General features: G+C 70.7%; 17 protein-coding genes. 9 read left to right on the plus strand and 8 right to left on the minus strand.

Annotated elements, in window-relative coordinates; genetic code table 11:
- Nucleotides 1-465: 465 nt before the first annotated feature.
- The 3 genes from C503_RS0118630 to C503_RS0118640 form a co-directional block, all read right to left on the minus strand.
- Nucleotides 466-1,512: an SDR family oxidoreductase gene (locus C503_RS0118630; protein ID WP_018683737.1), complete on the minus strand. Its 1,047-nt coding sequence runs from the start codon at nt 1,510-1,512 to the stop codon at nt 466-468.
- Nucleotides 1,513-1,590: 78 nt separating this feature from the next.
- Entirely contained in the window at nt 1,591-2,163 is a 573-nt protein-coding gene (locus C503_RS0118635; RefSeq protein WP_018683738.1) for a dihydrofolate reductase family protein, read from the minus strand.
- 716 nt (nt 2,164-2,879) lie between these two features.
- The gene (locus C503_RS0118640) at nt 2,880-4,514 is read right to left on the minus strand and encodes a methyl-accepting chemotaxis protein (RefSeq protein ID WP_018683739.1); all 1,635 of its coding nucleotides are present in this window, start codon (nt 4,512-4,514) and stop codon (nt 2,880-2,882) included.
- 271 nt (nt 4,515-4,785) lie between these two features.
- Between C503_RS0118640 and C503_RS0118645 the strand changes: the two genes are divergently transcribed.
- Together C503_RS0118645 and C503_RS0118650 are read left to right on the plus strand one after the other, a co-directional pair.
- The gene (locus C503_RS0118645; protein WP_018683740.1) at nt 4,786-6,210 is read left to right on the plus strand and encodes a M20/M25/M40 family metallo-hydrolase; all 1,425 of its coding nucleotides are present in this window, start codon (nt 4,786-4,788) and stop codon (nt 6,208-6,210) included.
- A gap of 123 nt (nt 6,211-6,333) precedes the next feature.
- Nucleotides 6,334-6,777, plus strand: coding sequence for a hypothetical protein (locus tag C503_RS0118650; protein WP_018683741.1), 444 nt, complete (start codon nt 6,334-6,336; stop codon nt 6,775-6,777).
- 340 nt (nt 6,778-7,117) lie between these two features.
- Here C503_RS0118650 and C503_RS0118655 read toward each other — a convergent pair whose 3' ends face one another.
- Nucleotides 7,118-8,320 carry an MFS transporter gene (locus C503_RS0118655; RefSeq protein WP_018683742.1) on the minus strand — a complete coding sequence of 401 codons (1,203 nt, stop codon included), beginning with the start codon at nt 8,318-8,320 and terminating at the stop codon, nt 7,118-7,120.
- A gap of 153 nt (nt 8,321-8,473) precedes the next feature.
- Here C503_RS0118655 and C503_RS0118660 point away from each other — a divergent pair, with 153 nt between their 5' ends.
- Nucleotides 8,474-9,145 carry an ArsR/SmtB family transcription factor gene (locus C503_RS0118660; protein ID WP_018683743.1) on the plus strand — a complete coding sequence of 224 codons (672 nt, stop codon included), beginning with the start codon at nt 8,474-8,476 and terminating at the stop codon, nt 9,143-9,145.
- Here the strand turns inward: C503_RS0118660 and C503_RS0118665 are convergent.
- Both C503_RS0118665 and C503_RS0118670 read right to left on the minus strand, forming a co-directional pair.
- The gene (locus tag C503_RS0118665; protein ID WP_211222419.1) at nt 9,117-9,584 is read right to left on the minus strand and encodes a pyridoxamine 5'-phosphate oxidase family protein; all 468 of its coding nucleotides are present in this window, start codon (nt 9,582-9,584) and stop codon (nt 9,117-9,119) included. The two genes, C503_RS0118660 and C503_RS0118665, sit on opposite strands and share 29 nt — an antisense overlap.
- Before the next feature lie 120 nt (nt 9,585-9,704).
- Nucleotides 9,705-11,423 carry an alkaline phosphatase D family protein gene (locus C503_RS0118670; RefSeq protein WP_018683745.1) on the minus strand — a complete coding sequence of 573 codons (1,719 nt, stop codon included), beginning with the start codon at nt 11,421-11,423 and terminating at the stop codon, nt 9,705-9,707.
- Nucleotides 11,424-11,518: 95 nt separating this feature from the next.
- On the opposite strand from C503_RS0118670, the gene C503_RS0118675 reads away from it, so the two are divergent.
- Nucleotides 11,519-12,313, plus strand: a complete 795-nt coding sequence (locus C503_RS0118675) for an META domain-containing protein (protein ID WP_018683746.1) — start codon at nt 11,519-11,521, stop codon at nt 12,311-12,313.
- Here the strand turns inward: C503_RS0118675 and C503_RS0118680 are convergent.
- Entirely contained in the window at nt 12,293-12,832 is a 540-nt protein-coding gene (locus tag C503_RS0118680; protein ID WP_018683747.1) for a TetR/AcrR family transcriptional regulator, read from the minus strand. The two genes, C503_RS0118675 and C503_RS0118680, sit on opposite strands and share 21 nt — an antisense overlap.
- A gap of 318 nt (nt 12,833-13,150) precedes the next feature.
- Here C503_RS0118680 and C503_RS39905 point away from each other — a divergent pair, with 318 nt between their 5' ends.
- The 3 genes from C503_RS39905 (at nt 13,151) to C503_RS0118695 (ending at nt 15,676) form a co-directional block, all read left to right on the plus strand.
- Nucleotides 13,151-14,200, plus strand: coding sequence for an ankyrin repeat domain-containing protein (locus tag C503_RS39905; protein WP_156893320.1), 1,050 nt, complete (start codon nt 13,151-13,153; stop codon nt 14,198-14,200).
- A 360-nt stretch (nt 14,201-14,560) separates the two neighbouring features.
- Nucleotides 14,561-15,004 (plus strand): nuclear transport factor 2 family protein, encoded by a 444-nt coding sequence (locus tag C503_RS0118690; protein WP_018683749.1) that lies wholly within the window; start codon nt 14,561-14,563, stop codon nt 15,002-15,004.
- Nucleotides 15,005-15,061: 57 nt separating this feature from the next.
- Nucleotides 15,062-15,676, plus strand: coding sequence for a DinB family protein (locus tag C503_RS0118695; RefSeq protein WP_018683750.1), 615 nt, complete (start codon nt 15,062-15,064; stop codon nt 15,674-15,676).
- On the opposite strand, the gene C503_RS39910 is transcribed toward C503_RS0118695, so the two are convergent.
- A complete protein-coding gene (locus C503_RS39910) occupies nt 15,673-15,972 on the minus strand; it encodes a BON domain-containing protein (RefSeq protein WP_018683751.1) in 300 nt (99 codons plus the stop codon). The two genes, C503_RS0118695 and C503_RS39910, sit on opposite strands and share 4 nt — an antisense overlap.
- 213 nt (nt 15,973-16,185) lie before the next feature.
- Between C503_RS39910 and C503_RS0118705 the strand changes: the two genes are divergently transcribed.
- Both C503_RS0118705 and C503_RS0118710 read left to right on the plus strand, forming a co-directional pair.
- Complete coding sequence (locus C503_RS0118705) at nt 16,186-17,223, plus strand: Acg family FMN-binding oxidoreductase (protein ID WP_018683752.1); 1,038 nt, start codon at nt 16,186-16,188, stop codon at nt 17,221-17,223.
- A 108-nt stretch (nt 17,224-17,331) separates the two neighbouring features.
- Nucleotides 17,332-17,970, plus strand: a complete 639-nt coding sequence (locus C503_RS0118710; RefSeq protein WP_018683753.1) for a response regulator — start codon at nt 17,332-17,334, stop codon at nt 17,968-17,970.
- Nucleotides 17,971-17,977 lie beyond the last annotated feature (7 nt).

Genomic DNA, 17,977 nt, shown 5'->3' on the forward strand with positions numbered 1-17,977 from the left:
GGAGCCGCTCCCCCACGAACCCGATCACGTTCACCGGAGAAGTCGATCATCCCGCGGACATGGCCCCTCCCACCCGGGGGCTGGCCCGCGCGTGAGTCTATCTGCCCAGGTCAGGAGCCCGGAAGGGGTGGCCTTGGGGCGGTGGATGGTTTTCGGGGGATGTGGACAACCCACCGCCCCGACCCCGACCCCGACCCCGACCCCGACCCCGAAGATCATTCCCGTCGCAGCGCCCCCACAACAAAACCCACCGCTCCCAGGGGGATCCCCCTCGGCCATCTTACCAGGTGGGAGGCACAGTCGGGACGTCTTCGATCTTGGTGGGTGGGGGTCTGTGGATAACTTCTGTCGCTGGGATGGGTGAAGTTTCGAGGCAGACGGGAGCGTGGTGCCAGGTCGGGGCGGGATCGGTCGCGTTGGTGATCGACAGTCGGGAAGTCGGGCGGTGGGGAGTGGTGGCCGGGGTCAGCGGGTCGGTGGGGGCGAGAGGAGGCCCAGGCGGATGAGGCTTTCGGCGGTGGCGACGATGGTGTCCTCGTTGGAGCGGGGGCTCCAGCCCAGGACTCGGCGGGCCTTGGCGTTGGAGACGCGGCGGGTGCGGCCGAGTTGGGGGGTGATCTCGCGCAGGGAGCGGTCGGTGAGCGCGGCGACGCGGATGACCCAGTTGGGGACGATCCGTTTCGGGACGCGGGCGGCGGCGTCGCCGAGGCGGGCGCGGAGGGCTCGGGCCATGTCGGGCATGGTGAAGTACTCGCCCGCGGCCGCCAGGAAGCGCTCGCCTGCGGCGGCCGGGTCGATCATCGCACGCAGGTGCAGGTCGGCGACGTCTCGGACGTCGACCACCGAGGTCGACAGGTGCGGGACACCGGTCAGCTCGCCCGCCAGCAGTCGGCGGACCAGGTCGATGGACGAGGCGAAGTTCGGGCCCAGGACCGGGCCGAACACGCCGACCGGGTTCACGACCGCGAGTTCCATCCCGTCCCCCTCGTGTTCCGCGAAGTCCCATGCGGCGCGCTCGGCCAGCGTCGTGGACCGCACGTGCGGGGTGACGGCCGGGCCGTCCAGGTCGGACCAGTCCTCCTCCTCGAACGGCCGGTCCGTGCGCGGGTGCCCATAGCCCACCGCCGCGAAGGACGACGTCAGCACGACCCGCCGGACGCCTGCGGCACGGGCGGCACGCAGGACCCGGAGCGCGCCGTCGCGGGCGGGCGTGACCAGGTCGTCCTCGGTCGTCGGTTGCCGGGGTGGGAGCGGCGCGGCGACGTGCAACACGTAGTCGCAGCCTTCGACCGCTTCAGCCCACCCATCGTCGGCAGTCAGATCGGCGACGGCGAAGGTCAGGCGGTCGTCGGGGCCGGTGCCGCCGACGCGGACCATGCCGCGGGCGTCGTCCACCCGGTCGGGCGAGCGCACGGACGCGCGCACCTGGTAGCCGGCGTCCAGGAGTCGGACCAGACAGTGCGCGCCGACGAACCCGGATCCGCCGGTGACCAGCACCGTCTCGCCGCCCACTTGGCCTCCCTGCCGGTCACGATCCGTGTCGCTGTCGACGCAGATCGTGCTCACCGGGGCGGGACCCGGCAACTCGACTCACCCGCGCGCGTAGCGCAGCACCACCACCCCGTTGCCGAACGTCCTGGTCTCCAGCAACCGCATCGGGACGTGCGCGCCGTCCAGCGGGAACAGCGGCTTGCCGCCGCCGATCAGGATCGGGTGGACGTAGATGTCGAACTCGTCCACCAGCCCCAGCCGCAGGAACGACGCGGCCAGGTCCGGACCGCCCAGAGAGAGGTCGCCGTCGACCCGTGCGCGCAGGTTCTCGATCTCGGACGCGGTCACGTCGCGGATCAGCTCGCTGTTCCATCGCAGGCTCGGGTGGTCCGGGGGCAGCGTGCGGGAGAAGACGAACTTGGGCATGTCCAGCCAGATCCGGGCGAACTCGCGCATGGCTTCGGGGGCGGCCGGATCGTCATCGATGTCCGGCCAGGCCCCGGCCATCAGCTCGTGCGTGACCCGGCCGGTGAGGAACCCGGCCAGCGCGCCGAGCCGCCGGTTGAAGTGACGGTGCAGTTCGTCGTCGACCAGGTGCCAGTCGATCTCGCGGTTCGGACCCTCGATGAAACCGTCCAGCGAGATGGATATCGAGAGCAGGATCTTTCCCATCCCCGGATTATGCGCCCCGACACCGGCAGCCACGACGCCCGGACTGGCCGCGAGCCGACCTCTTTCGTCCATAGTAGATAGTCGGCCTGCTTTGGCACCCAACCTGTCAAGCCCGGTCCGCACCTGTGGATGATCCGCAGCCATGTGGACAGCCGCCCGGGGAACCCCCGAAATCCACACTACCCGGCCAGGGCACACCGCCGCGCCGAGTTGTCCACAGGCCGCGACGAACCGGCCCCACGCATGGCTTTGCCGGAGCAGCAGGGACAACACGGCACCGGCACCGGAAGCCGACCTTCGACATGTCAAGCGCCGGTTCGTGCCTGTGGATGATTCACGGCCCTGTGGACAACCGGCAGGGGACCCCCGAGATCAACGCTACCCCAGCAGGCTGTCGGAGCTGGGCAAGTTGTCCACAGGCGACTGTGCAATGACCTGCGACAAGGCTTTGGGAGCCGAGTGAGCAGACGACGTGCGACTGAGGTCGGACTCGGCCTGTCAAGCGGTGAACCACGCCTATGGATGATCTGCAGCCTTGTGGACAACCGGCAGGGGGACCCCGAAATCAACGCTACCCGGGCAGGTCGTCGGGGCGGGAGAAGTTGTCCACAGGCACGGAAGAACAGCGAGTGCAGGAGAACAGGGACGAAAACGCCCATCGCGGCCGGACCGTGAGGGTCCGGCCGCGACGGGGGTCGGGCGGCGCGTTGGGCAGATCAGAGGTTGAAGCGGTTGACCTGCAACTGCAGTTCGGTCGACAGGCGGGTCAGGCCTTCCAGGACCTCGGCCGTCTTGGTGACCGTGCCGGTGGTGTTGCCCGCGCTCTCGGCGACGCCGCCGATGTTGGCCGCGATCTCGGAGACGCCCGCGGAGGCCTCGCCGACGTTGCGGTTCATCTCGGTGGTGGTCGCGGTCTGCTCCTCGACGGCGGAGGCGATGGTGAGCTGGAAGTCGTTGATCCGGCCGATGATCTCGGAGATCTCGTCGATCGCGTTCACCGCGTTGGCGGTGTCGGCCTGGATCATCTCGACGCGGCGGGAGATGTCCTCGGTGGCCTTCGCGGTCTCCTGGGCCAGGTCCTTGACCTCGTTCGCGACGACCGCGAAGCCCTTGCCCGCGTCACCGGCACGGGCGGCCTCGATGGTGGCGTTCAACGCCAGCAGGTTGGTCTGCTCGGCGATCGAGGTGATGACCTTGACCACGTTGCCGATCTCCATCGACGACTCGCCCAGCTTGGCGACGGTGCCGTTGGTGGCGGCGGCCACGGACACGGCCTGACCGGCGACACCGGCGGCCTCGTTGGCCGACTGCGCGATCTCCTTGATCGAGGCGGACATCTCGTCGGCGCCGGTGGCGACCGTCTGCACGTTCTTGGCGACCTGCTCGGCGGCGGCGGTGACGACACCGGCCTGGGCGCTGGTCTCCTCGGCGCTGGAGGTGACCTGGGTGGACATGTCCGACATCTGCTGGGTGGAGTTCTTCAGCGAGCCGACACCGCGGGAGATGGTGCCGACGATCTCGCGCATGGAGTCCACGGCCTTGTTCAGCGCGGTGGCCATGCGGCCGACCTCGTCGCGCGAGCTGACCTCGACGTTCTGGGTGAGGTCGCCGTCGGCCACGCCCTCCAGGGCGGCGGACAGGCCGCGCATCGGCTTGGTGATGGAGCGGGTGATCAGCAGGCCCACCGCGACGGAGGCGACCAGGCCGACGGACAGCAGGATGATCGCGACGACGACGCTGCGGTCGCGCTCGGTGGTGACCTTCTCGATCTCGGTCAGCGTGCGCTGGCGCTCGGCCTCCAGCATCCGGGCGGAGACCTCGTTGAACTTGACCAGCTGCGGCAGGCCGTCCTTGTAGAAGGCCTGCACGCCGAGGGTGTTGCCCGCGGTAGCGTTCGGGATGACCTCGGTGCCCAGGACCTGGCCGAACGCCGCGCTCGCCGCGTTCCACTCGTCGATCAGCTTCTGGTCGAAGGTGCCCCGGGACTGGTAGGCCTTGTAGGCGGCGAAGGACGCGTCGATCTTCTTGTTGGCCTCGGCCAGGATCGTGCCCGCGTCGGCCGGGTTGCCGATCGCGCTGGCCAGCAGCATGTACAGGGTGCCGCCGGAGCCGTCGGCGTTCAGCGCGTTCAGGTCGTTGAGCGCGGCGACGTTGTTGTCGATGCGCTTGGTGGACTCCGCGGCGGAGTTCAGTGCGATGATCCCGACGATGCCGACCGCGATCGTGATCAGGCTGGAGAACACGACAACGGACAGGATCTTGCTGGTGAGCGAGCGGCCGATGAACAGCCCTCGCGCCCCCTTGCGCCGGCCCGAAGCCGATACGGGATCAGCGGTGGTGGACTCGGTCATAGCCTTCGCGCCCTTCGTCGTGTGTCAGCCGCGCGCCCGGCCCGGGTGGCGGTTTCCTGCTTCAACGGCCAGCACATCGGCTCGGCAAGTCCACACCTGAACGTTTTGCGCCACTCGTTCGGATGACCCTGCGACGCTCCGGAGACATCCCCTGATCAGGGCAGACGGATGGCAGGCCGGACCGTGTTCTGCTGGGCTGGCGGGAGGCGACCGGTCGGGGCCCGGCCGTCCGCGACAGGCGAGGAGACCGGACGAGCGATTGGAGCGGGCGATGTTCCCGGACGCACCGATGATGGTCCTGCCCGAGGAGCGGCTGCGGGCACGGGTCCACGACCTGATGCCGCGGCTGTGGGAGAGCCTCGCCGAGCTGGTCACGCACCAGTCGGTGTACGGGGACCCGGAGCCGCCGCTGGAGGTGACCGCGCAGACGATCGCCGAGATGTTCCACGACGTCGGCATCACCACCGCGCAGGTGGATCACGTCACGCACAACGGCCGCACGTCCGCGCCGCTGGTGCTGGCCGACCAGGTGGCGCACGAGGGCCTGACGACCGTGTTGTTGTACGCGCACTACGACGTGCAGCCCGCCGACGAGTCGGGGTGGCGGACCAAGCCGTTCAAGCCGGAGACGATCGACGACGAGAACCACGACCCGCGCATGTACGGGCGGGGCGCGGCCGACGACAAGTCCGGCGTGATGATGCACCTGGGCGCGATCCAGGCGCTGCGCGGCAACCTGGGGCAGCTGCCGTTGAACATCAAGGTGGTGCTGGAGGGCGAGGAGGAGACCGGCGGCAGCGTGCTGGAGCAGTTCCTGGCGGCGAACGAGGACGACAAGCGGTTCCACGCCGACCTGATCATCATCGCGGACACCGGGAACGTGCGGGTGGGCGCGCCGACGCTGACCGAGACGCTGCGCGGGATCGTGGTGGCCGACGTGGAGGTCGAGACGCTGGCGCACAAGGTGCACAGCGGCATGTACGGCGGCCCGATCCCGGACGCGTTCATGGCGCTGGTGCAGATGCTGGCGTCGTTGCAGGATCCGAGCACCGGTGACGTGTCGGTGGCGGGCCTGAAGGACTACGACCACCCGGGCTGGCCGACGGTGTCCGAGGCGGAGCTGCGCGCCGCGGCCGGCGTGCTGCCGCGTACGAACCTCATCGGCAGCGGCACCCTGCAGAAGCTGCTGTACGGCAAGTCGTCGGTGAACGTCATCGGCCTGAGCGGATTGCCGCTGGTCAGCGGCGCGTCGAGCGCGTTGTGCCCGAAGGCGAAGGCGCGGGTGAGCCTGCGGTTGGCGCCGAACCAGGACCCGGGCGAGGCGTTCGCGCACCTGCGTGACCACCTCGTGGCGGCCGCGCCGTGGGGCCTGGAGGCGGACGTGCGGCAGGTCGGCGAGGGCGCCGGGTTCATCACCGGGGAGGGCGAGCACCAGCGCGAGATCGAGGAGGCGCTGTGCGAGGCCTACCAGGTGGACGCGGTGGTGCGGTCCGGTCAGGGCGGGTCGATCCCGCTGGTCAACGCGTTCCGCGGGGCCAACCCGACCTCGGACGTCGTGCTGTGGGGCTGTGAGGAGCCGCGCGCGAACATCCACGGCAAGAACGAGAGCGTCAGCTGGTCGGAGCTGGAGCATATGACGTTGGCGGAGGCGCTGCTGCTGCAGTCGGTGATGAGCCCGATCCCGCTGCAGCAGTGACGCCGCCCTATCCTGCTTCCGGGTGAATCGAGGGCGTCGATAGAGTGAACGCCCTCGATTCACGAGCCGCTGGGGGCAGGGGATGCGGGACACGATCGATGCACGCGGGCCGGGCTGATCCCGGTGTGGAGGACGAACGTCGCGGCGGTGCTGGTCGGCCTGCTCGCCGCGGCCGCGATGACCGGTCTGCGCCTGCTCCTCGGCGACGGCGCCATCCCGGTCGGGCACGCGACCGTAGCGCCCACGATCGACCTGACCGACCGGCCGGACCACGGGCGGACGGTGCTCCCACCGTCCCAGGTGGATGATGACCGGGACTGGACGCCGCGCCCGCGCGTGGACGACGGCGGTCGCACGCTGTTCGTGCCGGTGATCCAGTCGTCGTGCGTGGCCGACGAGGTCCGGCTGCTCGACGAACACGAGGACGAGGTGGACGTCAAGGTCCGCCGGGTCTCCACGGATTTCGGCACACTCGCCTGCCTCGGCTCCATGACCGGCTCCCTCGTCGCGGTGGTACACCTCGACGACCCGCTGGACGACCGCACCGTCGTCATCCGCCACGAATGACGCCGCGACACAACATTTCCGGCAACCGCCCGCCCACACCACCGATCCCGCTCCCGACCTGCAGACCGAATCGCGCGCCTTCCCGCGTTTCACCCGTCTCAGCGACAGAAGTTGTCCACAGGCAAGATCGACAACCCGCCAACCAAGATCCACTGTCGGCACCGACCGGTAGAATGGCCCTCGGGGGATCCCCCTGGGAGCGGCGGGTTTTTGTTGTGGGGGCGCCGGGGCGGAGTGGTCTTCAGGGCCGGCGGCCGGTGGGCGGTTTCCGGCAGCCTGACCATGGCGAGCGGGCCGACCCTTGCCAGTAGTCCATAGTGGGATAAACGTCGCGGCGTGGTCAGTGCAGCAGGGACGCGATCATCGGGCCGAAGGCGCCGCCGAGTTGGAAGCACAGGGTGAACAGGCCGACGGCGACCGGGCGATGTTCCGGGGTCAGCCGGGACGTCCCGATGACCATCAGCGTCGCCTGACCGCCCACCGATGCCAGCACCGCGACCCCGAGTGCGGCGGCAGGCACCACTCCCCCGAGCAATGCCAACACCTGCGCGCCGAGCGCCAGTGTCGCCAGCGCGATAGTGACGCGTCCCCGGCCAAGCCGGTCAAGGTTGGTCGTGACCAGCAAAGCCAGCAGTGAACCGCTGAGCAGCACGATCAGTTGCGTGACACCGATCCGCGCGTCCGCCCAACCGGCGCCGCGCAGCAGTGTCGGGACGTGGTAGAGCAGGTAGAAGTACCCGGTCGCGAGAACCAGGATCGTCACGCACGACGCCAGGTACTCGCGGTTGCGGACCAGGGCCAGTGGCACGAACCCCTCCGGCCGCGACCGTACCCACGGCACCAACGCCACCGCCGTGACGCCCACGACCAGCAGCGCGATCGTCCAGTGTGTACTCAAGACCAGCGCCGACACCAGGCCCACGAACAGCACGGCGCCGATGGCGTCGAACCGGGTGGGTTCCACCATCCGGTCGACGCGCGGCAGCCTGCGGGCCAGCACGGGTACCGCGACCAGGTTCACCGCCGACAGCGCCATGGCCACGTGCCAGCTCGACACACTGGTCACCGCCAGACCCACCACCGGACCCAGTGCGCCCCCGACTCCCGCGCCCACGGACACGAGGCCCGCGCGTCCCGGGGTTCCGGCGGCGTTGATGGCCAGGACCATCAGGCCGACACCACCCAGCGCCAGCACGACCCGGCCTGCGACCACCAGGCCCAGTGTCGGTGCAAGCAGGACGCCGAGTGCTCCGATCACACTGAGCACCGCACTGACGAGCAATGTCATCCGCGGTCCACGCCTGCGGATCAGGTGCCCGGCCAACGGCGTGCTCACCGCGAGTCCCAGCCCGAACGCGGTGACCACCCAGGTCACCGCGGGAATCCCGGCGCCGAGTTCGGAGGACAATGTGCCGAGCACCAAGCCGGGCGCGTTCGACCCCATCGCCACCGGCGCGGCGAGCAACGGCAGCCACACCGACGGGATGGCGTCCGAGTCGACCCGGCGCCGTCCGACGGCCGCGGGCTGGTCCACGACTGCCACGGTTGCCCCCTTTTCCGCAGATCTTTAGAATAATCGGCAGACGGTGGACAGGGACAACGGCGAACGGGCCCCGATTCCCAGTGAAGACGCCGACCGACGCGTTACAGCACGTCAAAGCCGGTTGTGACATCGACCACGAGGAGGAGAACAGCGGTGACGGAGTTCGCGGGGGCGCGGATCTACGACCAGCTCGCCCGCATCGGCAAGGCGCTGGCCAACCCGGTGCGCCTCCGGCTGCTCGACCTGCTGGACGCGGGCGAGCGCTCGGTGGAGGAGCTGTCGGAATGCTCCGAGGTGCCGGTGAAGAACACCTCGGCCCAGTTGCGACACCTGCTCGCCGCGAACCTGGTCACGTGCCGCCGCGAGGGCACCAGGTCCTACTACCGGATCGCCGACCCCGAGGTGTCCCGCTTCCTCGGCCGGTTCGCCGACCTCGCCGAGCACCGGCTGGCCGACCTGCGCGTGGAGGTCACCGCCTACCTGGACGACGCCGACCTGGAACCCGTCTCGGTCACCGAGCTGCGCGACCGCCTGCACGCCGGGGGCACAATGCTGGTGGACGTCCGCCCGGAGGCGGAGTACCGCGCGGGCCACCTCCCCGAGGCCCGCTCGATCCCGCTGGCGCGCCTGCGCGACCACCTCGACGAGCTGCCCACCGATACCGAGATCGTCGCCTACTGCGCGGGCCCCTACTGCGCCACGTCCACCCGCGCCGTCCGCCTCCTGCGCGACGCCGGTCGTCCCGCACGCGTCCTCGCGGGCGGTCTCACCAGGTGGCGGCGGGCGGGCAACCACGTCACCCGGCAGGCAGGAACGCCCGCGTGAGCCACCGGTCCGGCCGCACCTCGACGAACTCCGGCGACCCCGCCGGATTGCCCCCGCCCGCCTCCCACGCCACCCACTCGTCCAGGGCCTCGGCGGGCACGTACCGCCCCAGCACCCTCGCCAGCTCCCCCGGTGTCGCCGCCCCTTGCCGCACCACGGTCCCCTCGACGGTCACATACCGGTAGGGCTGCTCGGCAACCTGAACCGACAGCGTCAACTGCCCCGCCGCCCGGATCAACCGCGACTTCTTCTTCCCCGACCGAGTAATCAGTCCCACCGTTCCGCCGGGTTCATAGGCGTACCAGGTAGGCACCGCGAGCGGCGGCCGTTCCTCCCCACTCTCCACGACCACGACGGCGACATGCGGCAACGCCAGGAACTCCTCGCGCTCCGCCACCGTCAACTTCCGCACTCCCGGCACCTTCGGTGTCCCGCTCACGACCACTCCCGAGTAGACAGTCGACCTCCCTCCACCCTGCCCGCCCGACGCGCGTGGTCCACCCACTGGGAACCCCCAAACACCACCGATCGATACGGCCGGTCAGCCGCTCCCGGGCCGCTATCGCGGCTCGTCCGCCCGAGCCCCGACCGGAACATCCACCGGCACCACGCTCCGGCTTCCCGCCTGCGTCTGGAAACTGGCCGTCACCGCCGGACGCACGCTCGGATCCGTCCGCGGATCAGGCCGTTCCGCGGACGGCCGTGGCGTGTGGTGAAAATCCGCCTGAACCCGCTCCGGCGTCACATCCACCACCACGAACCCGTGCCCGATCCCGTCCAGGTACCGCACTCCCGGATTCGCCCCCACCACCGCAGCCGACAACCGCTCGGTCGCCGCCAACACCGCGTCCGTGGGCGTCCCCGCGGGCAATGCCCCTCGGACCAGCTCGTAGAACCCGTCGCTGGTGATCGACGGGCAGACGAACTCCACCCCGGCCGACCCGGGCAGGTCCGACGCCCACGACGAGTGGATGTCACCGGTCAGGACCACGGCGTCCCCCGACCTGATCGCACCGAGATGTCCGAGCAGCGCGGACTGGTCGGCCCGATACCCGTCCCATTGATCCGAGTTGACCATCAACTCCTGATCCGGGAATCCCACCGCCGCACCCGGGAACCGCACCGGCGCCAACACGGTCTGGTTCGCCACCAGGTGCCACGGTCCCGGTCGTTCCACCCTGTCCCGCAACCATGCCAGCTGTTCCGGTTCCATGATGTGCCGTCCCGGATCCGACAGCCGCGCCGCCACCGCCGGGTCCCCGAGCGGCACGAACCCGCCCCCGCGCCCGCTGAACGGCGGCACCTCGACCTGGACGTCCCGGTTCTGCCGGGTCTCCAGCACCGACAGGTCGCCCAACGGACCGAACCCGAAACCCCGGAAGAACCGCGTCCCGCGATGCGGCACCCGTTGCTGCTCGGGCAACCGGAACGGCATCCATTCCAGATACGCCTGGTACGCGTCCCGCCGCCGTTGCGCGAAGTCCCCATCCGTCCCGGGAGTGTGGTTTCCCGCCCCGGTGGACCAGGCGTTGTCGGCCACCTCGTGGTCGTCGAAGATCGTGACCCAGGGGTGGCGCAGGTGCGCGAGCCGCAGGTGCGGGTCGGCCTTGTGCAGGGCGTGCCGCAGCCGGTAGCCGGTCAGGTCGCGCGCCTCGATCGGCTCCCCGGGCGGGGCGGCGTCGCTTGACTCGTAGATGTAGTCGCCGACGTGCAGGACGAAGTCGAGGTCGGCGCGCTCGGCGATGGCCTGGTAGGCGGTGAACAGGCCCGCCGGGTAGTTGCTGCACGACACCAACGCGAACCGCAACGCGTGCAGGCGGTCGCCGTCGTCGGGCGCGGTGCGGGTCATGCCGACATCGCTGGTCTGTCCCGCCGCGTGGAAGCGGTAGTGATAGCGCGTGTACGGGCGCAGGCCGCGCACGTCCACCTTCACCGTGTGGTCGGAGTCCGGGCTGGTCCACACCGTTCCCGCGCGCACCACGTGCCGGAACGACGGGTCGCGTGCCAGTTCCCAGCGCACCGGCAGCGGATGTCCCAGACCGCTCCCGGGCGTCGCCAGGGGCGCGCCCCGGCGGATCGGCGGCGGCGTGGCGCGGGTCCAGATCACCACGGCGTCACCGGTCGGGTCGCCGCTGGCGACCCCGTAGCCGAACACGCCGTCGGCCGCCGGTGCCGCCGCGGCCGTCCCGTTCACCAGTCTCGTTCCCATTCCCAGTACCGCCGCGGTGAGCGCGGCCCCCTTCAACACCAGGCGTCGGCCCGGCAGCCCCAGTTCCATCCCGCCAGCATGGCCCAGCCTCCGAGCATGATCAACGAGCCGGATTCCGGGCGTTCCGGGACAACCCGGGACCCCCCGGGTTCCGTCCTGGATACATGCGCACCCGACACCTGACCCCGGCCGTCCTGGCGGCACTCGTGCTTGCGGGCTGCGGTCAGTCCGGCGGGAGTACCACTCCCGCAGGTCAGCCGCCCGCCGCGCTGGACGGTCCCATCCCGCAGGGCCGGTTCACCGCCGAGACGGCCACCGACAACGGCGCCCCGCACGCCCTCGTGCCCGGCTCCTCGGTCACCCTCGACTTCCAGGACGGCGGCAGGCTCTCCGCCGCAGCGGGCTGCAACACGATCGGCGGCTCGGTGAGCCTCGCGGGCGGCACCCTGCAGACCGCCGAGCTCAGCTCCACCGAGATGGCCTGCGACGAGGCCCGGCACCGACAGGACGAGTGGCTGTCCGCGCTGCTGACCGCCAAACCGGTGTGGAAGCTCGCCGACGACCGGCTCACGCTCACCTCGGCGACCACCGAACTGGTGCTCGGCAAGGCCAAGCCAGCCAACCTGGTCGGACCGAAGTGGGCGCTGGAGTCCTTGCTGGACGGCCAATCCGCTTCGTCCACACCGGACACCGGCAAGGCGTCGCTGACGTTCGAGAAGGACCAGGTCATGATCCGGACGGGCTGCAACTCCGGGTCCGCCCCCTACACCGTCGAGGGCACCACACTGCGCTTCGAGCCGCCGATGCTGACCAAGATGGCCTGCGCGGACGGATCCGCCGCGGTCGAGTCGGCGGTCGTGGCCGTGCTCGGCGAGAAGGTCGAGTACGCCATCGACGGCCAGTCGCTCACCCTCACCAACGGCGCCAAGGCCCTCCAGCTACGCGCCACCACTCCCTAGCGCCGCGGCGGCCCGTCTCGCGTGGCGGGCCGCCGCAGGATCGCCACTCACCGCGGCGGTCACGATCGCCCCCTCCACCAGGAGGTTCAGCGCCTCCCCCGCTTGCCGGTCCGACACCAGTCCGAGCAGGTAGCGCCGCACCGCCGCCTTGTGCTCACGCGCCACGGCCAGTACTTCCGGTGACGTCGCGCCCAGCTCGCCGACGGAGTTGATGAACGCGCAACCGCGGAAACCCGGCTGCCGGAACCAGTCGTCCAGCCAGTCGAACACCGCCGTCACCCGTTCGTGGGACTCCCGCGCGGCGACGAAGTCAGCCAACGACTCCAGCCACCGGCGGTCACGGCGTCGCAGGTAGGCGACGACCAGGTCTTCCTTGCCCGGGAAGCACTGGTAGAGACGCTTCAACGAGACCCCGGAGACCGCGCGGACCTCGTCCATGCCGACCGCCTGCACACCACGCTCGTAGAACAGCACCTCGGCCGCGTCGAGCAGACGCGTGACGGCCTCGTCCCGGTCCATCCGGCCACCCCAATCAGAGAACGTTCGTTCTCCACGATACGCGACGAACACGAGCCACCGGTCGGCGATACCGTCGGTCGCCGCGACGGCGCCTCCCGCCCGGCTTGACCTGGTCACCGCCCAGGAGGCTGTGCCGCAGGCGTGGGCGCTCGTGCTCCTGCGAAGGCGGCGTGAGCGACGGGACCGACAGGTTGCCGAGTTCGTCGGATTCGGCGGGGCACGGCGTGCGATGCCGCGTCACGATCTCGATGTCCGATCAGAGCCGACGAAACCGAGGCGGAGACGTGGTCACCGGCAATTCGGCAGTAGACTTCGTCGGTGCCGACGTGGGGTTTGCCGACTCCGAGGGTGGCGGAGTCCGAGGTCACGGTCCAGCAGTGGATCGTGTGGCAGGTCGGGCTGTTGCAGGACGCCGTGGCTCGCGGCGACCAGGTGACGAGCGAGGTTCTCCGCTTCGTCGGGATGGGGCCCGTCACGCAGGATGGCCGTCTCGATGACGACACGGCGCGGCAGATCGTCGCCAACGATCACGGGTATGCCGACTGGGCCGACGCGCTCGCGCACGGACACGACGTGGTGGACACCCGGTTCGAGCAGGCCGCAGACGCTGTCTACGCGGGAGACCTCGACACTCTGCGTCTGCTGTTGGACGCGCGGCCCGCGCTCGTCGCGGCGCGCTCGCCGTTCCCGCACCGGCAGACGTTGTTGCATCACGTGGCAGCGAACGGGATCGAGGCCGAACGACAGCTCCGCTCGCCCGCCAACGCGGTCGACGTGCTGCGGCTGCTGATCGAGCGCGGTGCCGACCCGGACGCCACCTGCGACAGCTACGGGGGTGGCAACGGCGCGACGACGCTGTGCCTGCTCGTGTCGTCCGTTCACCCGGCGGACGCGGGTGTGCAGGGCGCACTCGTCGAGCAGCTGTGCGCAGGCGGTGCCTGCGTCGACGGGATCGACGATGACGGCCTGCCGATGTGGACCGCCATTACGTTCGGGTATACCGAGGCGATGGAAGCGCTCGCCCGCTGCGGTGCCCGGGTCGACAACCTCTGCTTCGCGGCCGCGCTCGGCGATCTGGACGCGGTCCAGGACCATTTCGCCCCGGACGGCGGCCTCCGGACCGACCTCGCGCCCCTGCCCCGGATCGGGGCCCACGGTCGGACGCAGGCACCGGAGTCGGTCGTCGAGTACGCGCTGATCTGGGCGGCCGCGCACGATCGCCGTGCCGTGGTCCGGTTCCTGCTCACCAAGGATCCGGACCTGCGGGTGACCGAGCCGTGGTTCCAGGCCACCGCCGTGGGCGCCGCCCGGTATCACGGGCATGACGAGCTGGTCGCCCTGCTCGAACCACTCACACCACCCGCCTGACCACAGGCTTGTGCGGTTCTGACAGTCGATCCGACGTCTTCACGCCCGCGATCATCTCAAGTGGACAGAAGCGGATCTCTTTTCGGCACCCCAGAACATGTGCCCACCGGTCGTTCCGAGCGCTTCGCGGATCCCTTTCGGGCGGGGAATCATCCTCGCGGCATGGGCACGGTCGACCGGACCGCCATGCGCGACTACCGGATCAAGATCCTCACACGCGCCCGCCGGTCGCCGTCCGGCAGACCCGACCAAGCGAGCCGACCCTGCCCGCCCGAGGTCCGCCCGCCGATCACCCTTGCCGTGGAGAACGTTCGTTCTCTACGATGCGAGGAGAACGATCGTTCTCGCCAAGGGGGCATCATGACATCGCTGTTCACCGAGGAGACCGCGCGCCGGAAGGTGCAGGCCGCCGAGGATCTGTGGAACACGCGGGATCCGGAACGGGTCGCGCTCGCCTACACGCCGGACGCGGTGTGGCGGAATCGGGATCGGTTCCTGTCCGGGCGTGCGGAGATTGTCCGGTTCCTGCGGGAAAAGTGGGGCAAGGAACGGGACTACGCGTTGCGTAAGGAGATGTGGGGGTTCCGGAACAACCGGATCGGGGTGCGGTTCCAGTACGAGTGCCGGGACGAGACGGGACAGTGGTGGCGTTCCTACGGCAACGAGCTGTGGGAGTTCGCGCCGGACGGGCTCATGCGCAGGCGGGAGGCCAGCATCAACGACCTGCGGATCAGCGAGTCGGAGCGGCGGATCCTGGGACCGCGGCCGGAATCGGAACACGGGGTGTTGCTCCCGATCGAGTAGCGCAGGGCTGTGGATAACCACGCGCGTCCCGGGGCCGCGCGTGGTTGGCTGCGAGGCATGATCACTGCGGAGGATGTGGACGAGGCGGTCCGGTTCACGATCGAAGCGTTCGAGGGGACGTCCGCGGCGGCGTGGGAGCAGCGGGCGGGCGACCTGGAGTGGACGTGTCGGGAGACGGTCGAGCACATCGCCGACTGCTTCTTCTACTACAGCGCCCAGCTGGCCCAGCGCACGCCGCCGACCTCGGTGCCCGCGTTCCGTCGGGAGGCCCGGCGGGAGGGCGGCCCGGAAAGCATGATCGGCGCGGCCCCGGGCGGCGGGACCGCAGCGTTGCTGCAGTTGGTGGAGGTGTGCGGGACGGTGTTGTCCTCGGTCGTGCGCACGGCGCGGCCGAGCGGGCTCGCGTTCCACCTCTACGGCGCGTCGGATCCCGAGGGGTTCGCGGCGATGGGGGTGTTGGAGAGCCTCGTGCACGGCAAGGACGTCGCCGACGGGCTGGGGATCGAGTGGCGGCCGTCGGACGCGTTGTGTGAGCGGGTCGCGCGGCGGCTGTTCCCGGAGATGCCCGCGGCCACCCCCGGGTGGCAGGCGTTGCAGTGGTGCACGGGTCGGATCGCGTTGCCGGGTCTGCCTCGGCGCGTGGAGTGGCGGTGGGACGGGACGCCGCGCTAGTGGTTCCACTTGGGACGGTGCGGGAGCCGGGGGTGCCAGGGGAAGCGGGTCACGTCGTCCCAGGTGCAGCGCAGGCGGTTGCGCACCTCGCGCACCCCGGTGACCGCCGCGATCAGGCGGCCGACCACCGGCGCCTGGCTGTCCCAGTCGACCCGGCCGACGATGAGGACGACGCCGTCGTCCACGGCCACCCGCACCAGCCGCGTGTCCACGTGCGGGACGGCGGGCAGCACCCGGTCCTGGATCTCGACCCGGATGTCCTCATCGGACCGGTTCGCCCGTTCGGCGGTGGTCATGGCGTCTCCCTTCGTAGCGCTGTATCTCTCGTAGTGCTGTGTCTCTCGTAGCGCTGTGTCCACCATGCGCCGCACATCCGACTACGCCCAGAGACGGAAGCGGCGGTTGTGCGAGTGCCTAGGTCCCTGCCGCGCGGGGACCTCCCGCACTGGGGCCCGCCCATCCCGGCCACCACCCTGGACCGAAGAGTTCCCGAGGTGAGGAGGTGCGCCATGGCCGTGTTGCCGACCGGCGCGGTCTCGGCCCCCGAGGCGGGCTTCCCGGACCGGGACACCCTGCGCACCGCGCTGCGGTTGGCCTGCTGCGCGCCCTCGGTGCACAACACCCAGCCGTGGCGCTGGCTGGTGGCCCCCGACGCCGTGCACCTGTATGCGGACCCGGCGCGGCGGCTGCCCGCGACCGATCCGGAGGGTCGTGACCTGGTCCTCAGCTGCGGGGCGGCGCTGCACCACCTGGTCGTGGCGCTGGCCGCGTTCGGCTGGACCGCGCGGGTGCGCAGGCTGCCGGACCCGGAGGTGCCCGACCACCTGGCCACCGTCACGCTCGCCCCGGCCGCGGCCGACCGGGCCGACGTGGTGCGCGCCGCCGCCATCACGCGCAGGCGGAGCGACCGCCGCGCCTACGCCACCTGGCCGATGCGCGACGACCAGCAGGCGGACCTGGTGTCGGCCGCCGCGCACCACGGCGTGGTCGCCCGGGTGATCGAGGGCGAGGCGCGCGCGGACCTGGTCCGGCTGGTCGCCGAGGCCGACGCGCGCCAGGCCGCCGACAGCGACTACCGCACCGAGTTGGCGTTGTGGACCGGCAGGCACGCGGGCTCGGCCGACGGCGTCCCGGCCGCGAACACACCCCGTGAGACCCGTTACGGCGACCTGGTCACCCGCCGTTTCTCCGCGCCCACGCTGGGCGGGCCCGACCGGGCCATCGGCACCGGCGCGGGCACCCTGGTGGTACTCGGCACCGCCTCCGACGACCGGATGTCCCGGCTGCGCGCGGGCGAGGCGACCAGCGCGGTCACCCTCGCGGCCACCGCGGCGCGGATGGTGTCGTGCCCGCTGAGCCAGCCCGTCGAGGTCCGCGCGGCCCGTGACCTGCTGCGCGAGTCGGTGCTGCGCGACGAGCTGTTCCCGCAGCTGGTGCTGCGCGTCGGCTGGCCCGCCCCGGGCGCGTCGACGCTGCCCGCCACGCCGCGCAGGCCGCTGTCCGAGGTGGTCGGGCTGTCGGGAACCCCCTCACCGCGACGGGCGTGAGGGACCAAAGTCCCGGCCTCCCCCGCACCTTCGACGCGGGCAGAGGTCCCGACCGGGCGCCTAGAGTTGACGGGTACGCGGCACACGGGCGCTGGAGGCGGGGACATCATGGCCACACGGGTCTTCCTGGTCGACGACCACGAGATCGTCCGTCGGGGTGTCGCCGACCTGCTGGACGAGCCCGACATCGAGATCGTCGGGGAGGCGGCCTCGGTGTCCGAGGCGCTGGTCCGGGTGCCGAACGCGAACCCGGACGTGGCCGTGCTCGACGTGCGCCTGCCGGATGGCACCGGGGTCGAACTGTGCCGTGAGCTCCGGTCGGGGATGCCGGGGCTGCGCTGCCTGATGCTGACCTCGTTCGCCGACGACGAGGCCCTGTTCGAGGCGATCCTCGCGGGCGCGTCCGGGTTCGTCCTCAAGCAGGTCCTGGGCACGGACCTGCTCGCCGCCGTCCGCACCGTCGGCGCGGGCGGTTCGCTGCTCGACCCCAAGACCACCTCGGCCCTGCTCGACCGCATCCGCCGCGAACACACCCAGACCGACCCGCTGGCCACGCTCACCGACCAGGAGCGCACGGTGTTCGACCTGATCGGCGAGGGGCTGACCAACCGGGAGATCGGCGAGCGCATGTTCCTGGCCGAGAAGACGGTGAAGAACTACGTGTCGCATCTGCTGGCGAAGCTGAAGATGCAGCGCCGCACGCAGGCCGCCGTTCTCGCCGCCGAACTCCGCCGCGGCCAGTCCTGACCGCCGC

The organism is Actinokineospora enzanensis DSM 44649 (assembly GCF_000374445.1).
Lineage (GTDB): Bacteria > Actinomycetota > Actinomycetes > Mycobacteriales > Pseudonocardiaceae > Actinokineospora > Actinokineospora enzanensis.

Coding starts and splice junctions, on each gene's coding strand:
- C503_RS0118640 (WP_018683739.1), bottom strand. CDS start 4,514: ATGACCGAGTCCACCACCGCTGATCCCGTATCGGCTTCGGGCCGGCGC.
- C503_RS0118645 (WP_018683740.1), top strand. CDS start 4,786: ATGTTCCCGGACGCACCGATGATGGTCCTGCCCGAGGAGCGGCTGCGG.
- C503_RS0118705 (WP_018683752.1), top strand. CDS start 16,186: ATGGCCGTGTTGCCGACCGGCGCGGTCTCGGCCCCCGAGGCGGGCTTC.
- C503_RS0118670 (WP_018683745.1), bottom strand. CDS start 11,423: ATGGAACTGGGGCTGCCGGGCCGACGCCTGGTGTTGAAGGGGGCCGCG.
- C503_RS0118675 (WP_018683746.1), top strand. CDS start 11,519: ATGCGCACCCGACACCTGACCCCGGCCGTCCTGGCGGCACTCGTGCTT.
- C503_RS0118680 (WP_018683747.1), bottom strand. CDS start 12,832: ATGGACCGGGACGAGGCCGTCACGCGTCTGCTCGACGCGGCCGAGGTG.
- C503_RS0118710 (WP_018683753.1), top strand. CDS start 17,332: ATGGCCACACGGGTCTTCCTGGTCGACGACCACGAGATCGTCCGTCGG.
- C503_RS0118635 (WP_018683738.1), bottom strand. CDS start 2,163: ATGGGAAAGATCCTGCTCTCGATATCCATCTCGCTGGACGGTTTCATC.
- C503_RS0118695 (WP_018683750.1), top strand. CDS start 15,062: ATGATCACTGCGGAGGATGTGGACGAGGCGGTCCGGTTCACGATCGAA.
- C503_RS39910 (WP_018683751.1), bottom strand. CDS start 15,972: ATGACCACCGCCGAACGGGCGAACCGGTCCGATGAGGACATCCGGGTC.
- C503_RS0118690 (WP_018683749.1), top strand. CDS start 14,561: ATGACATCGCTGTTCACCGAGGAGACCGCGCGCCGGAAGGTGCAGGCC.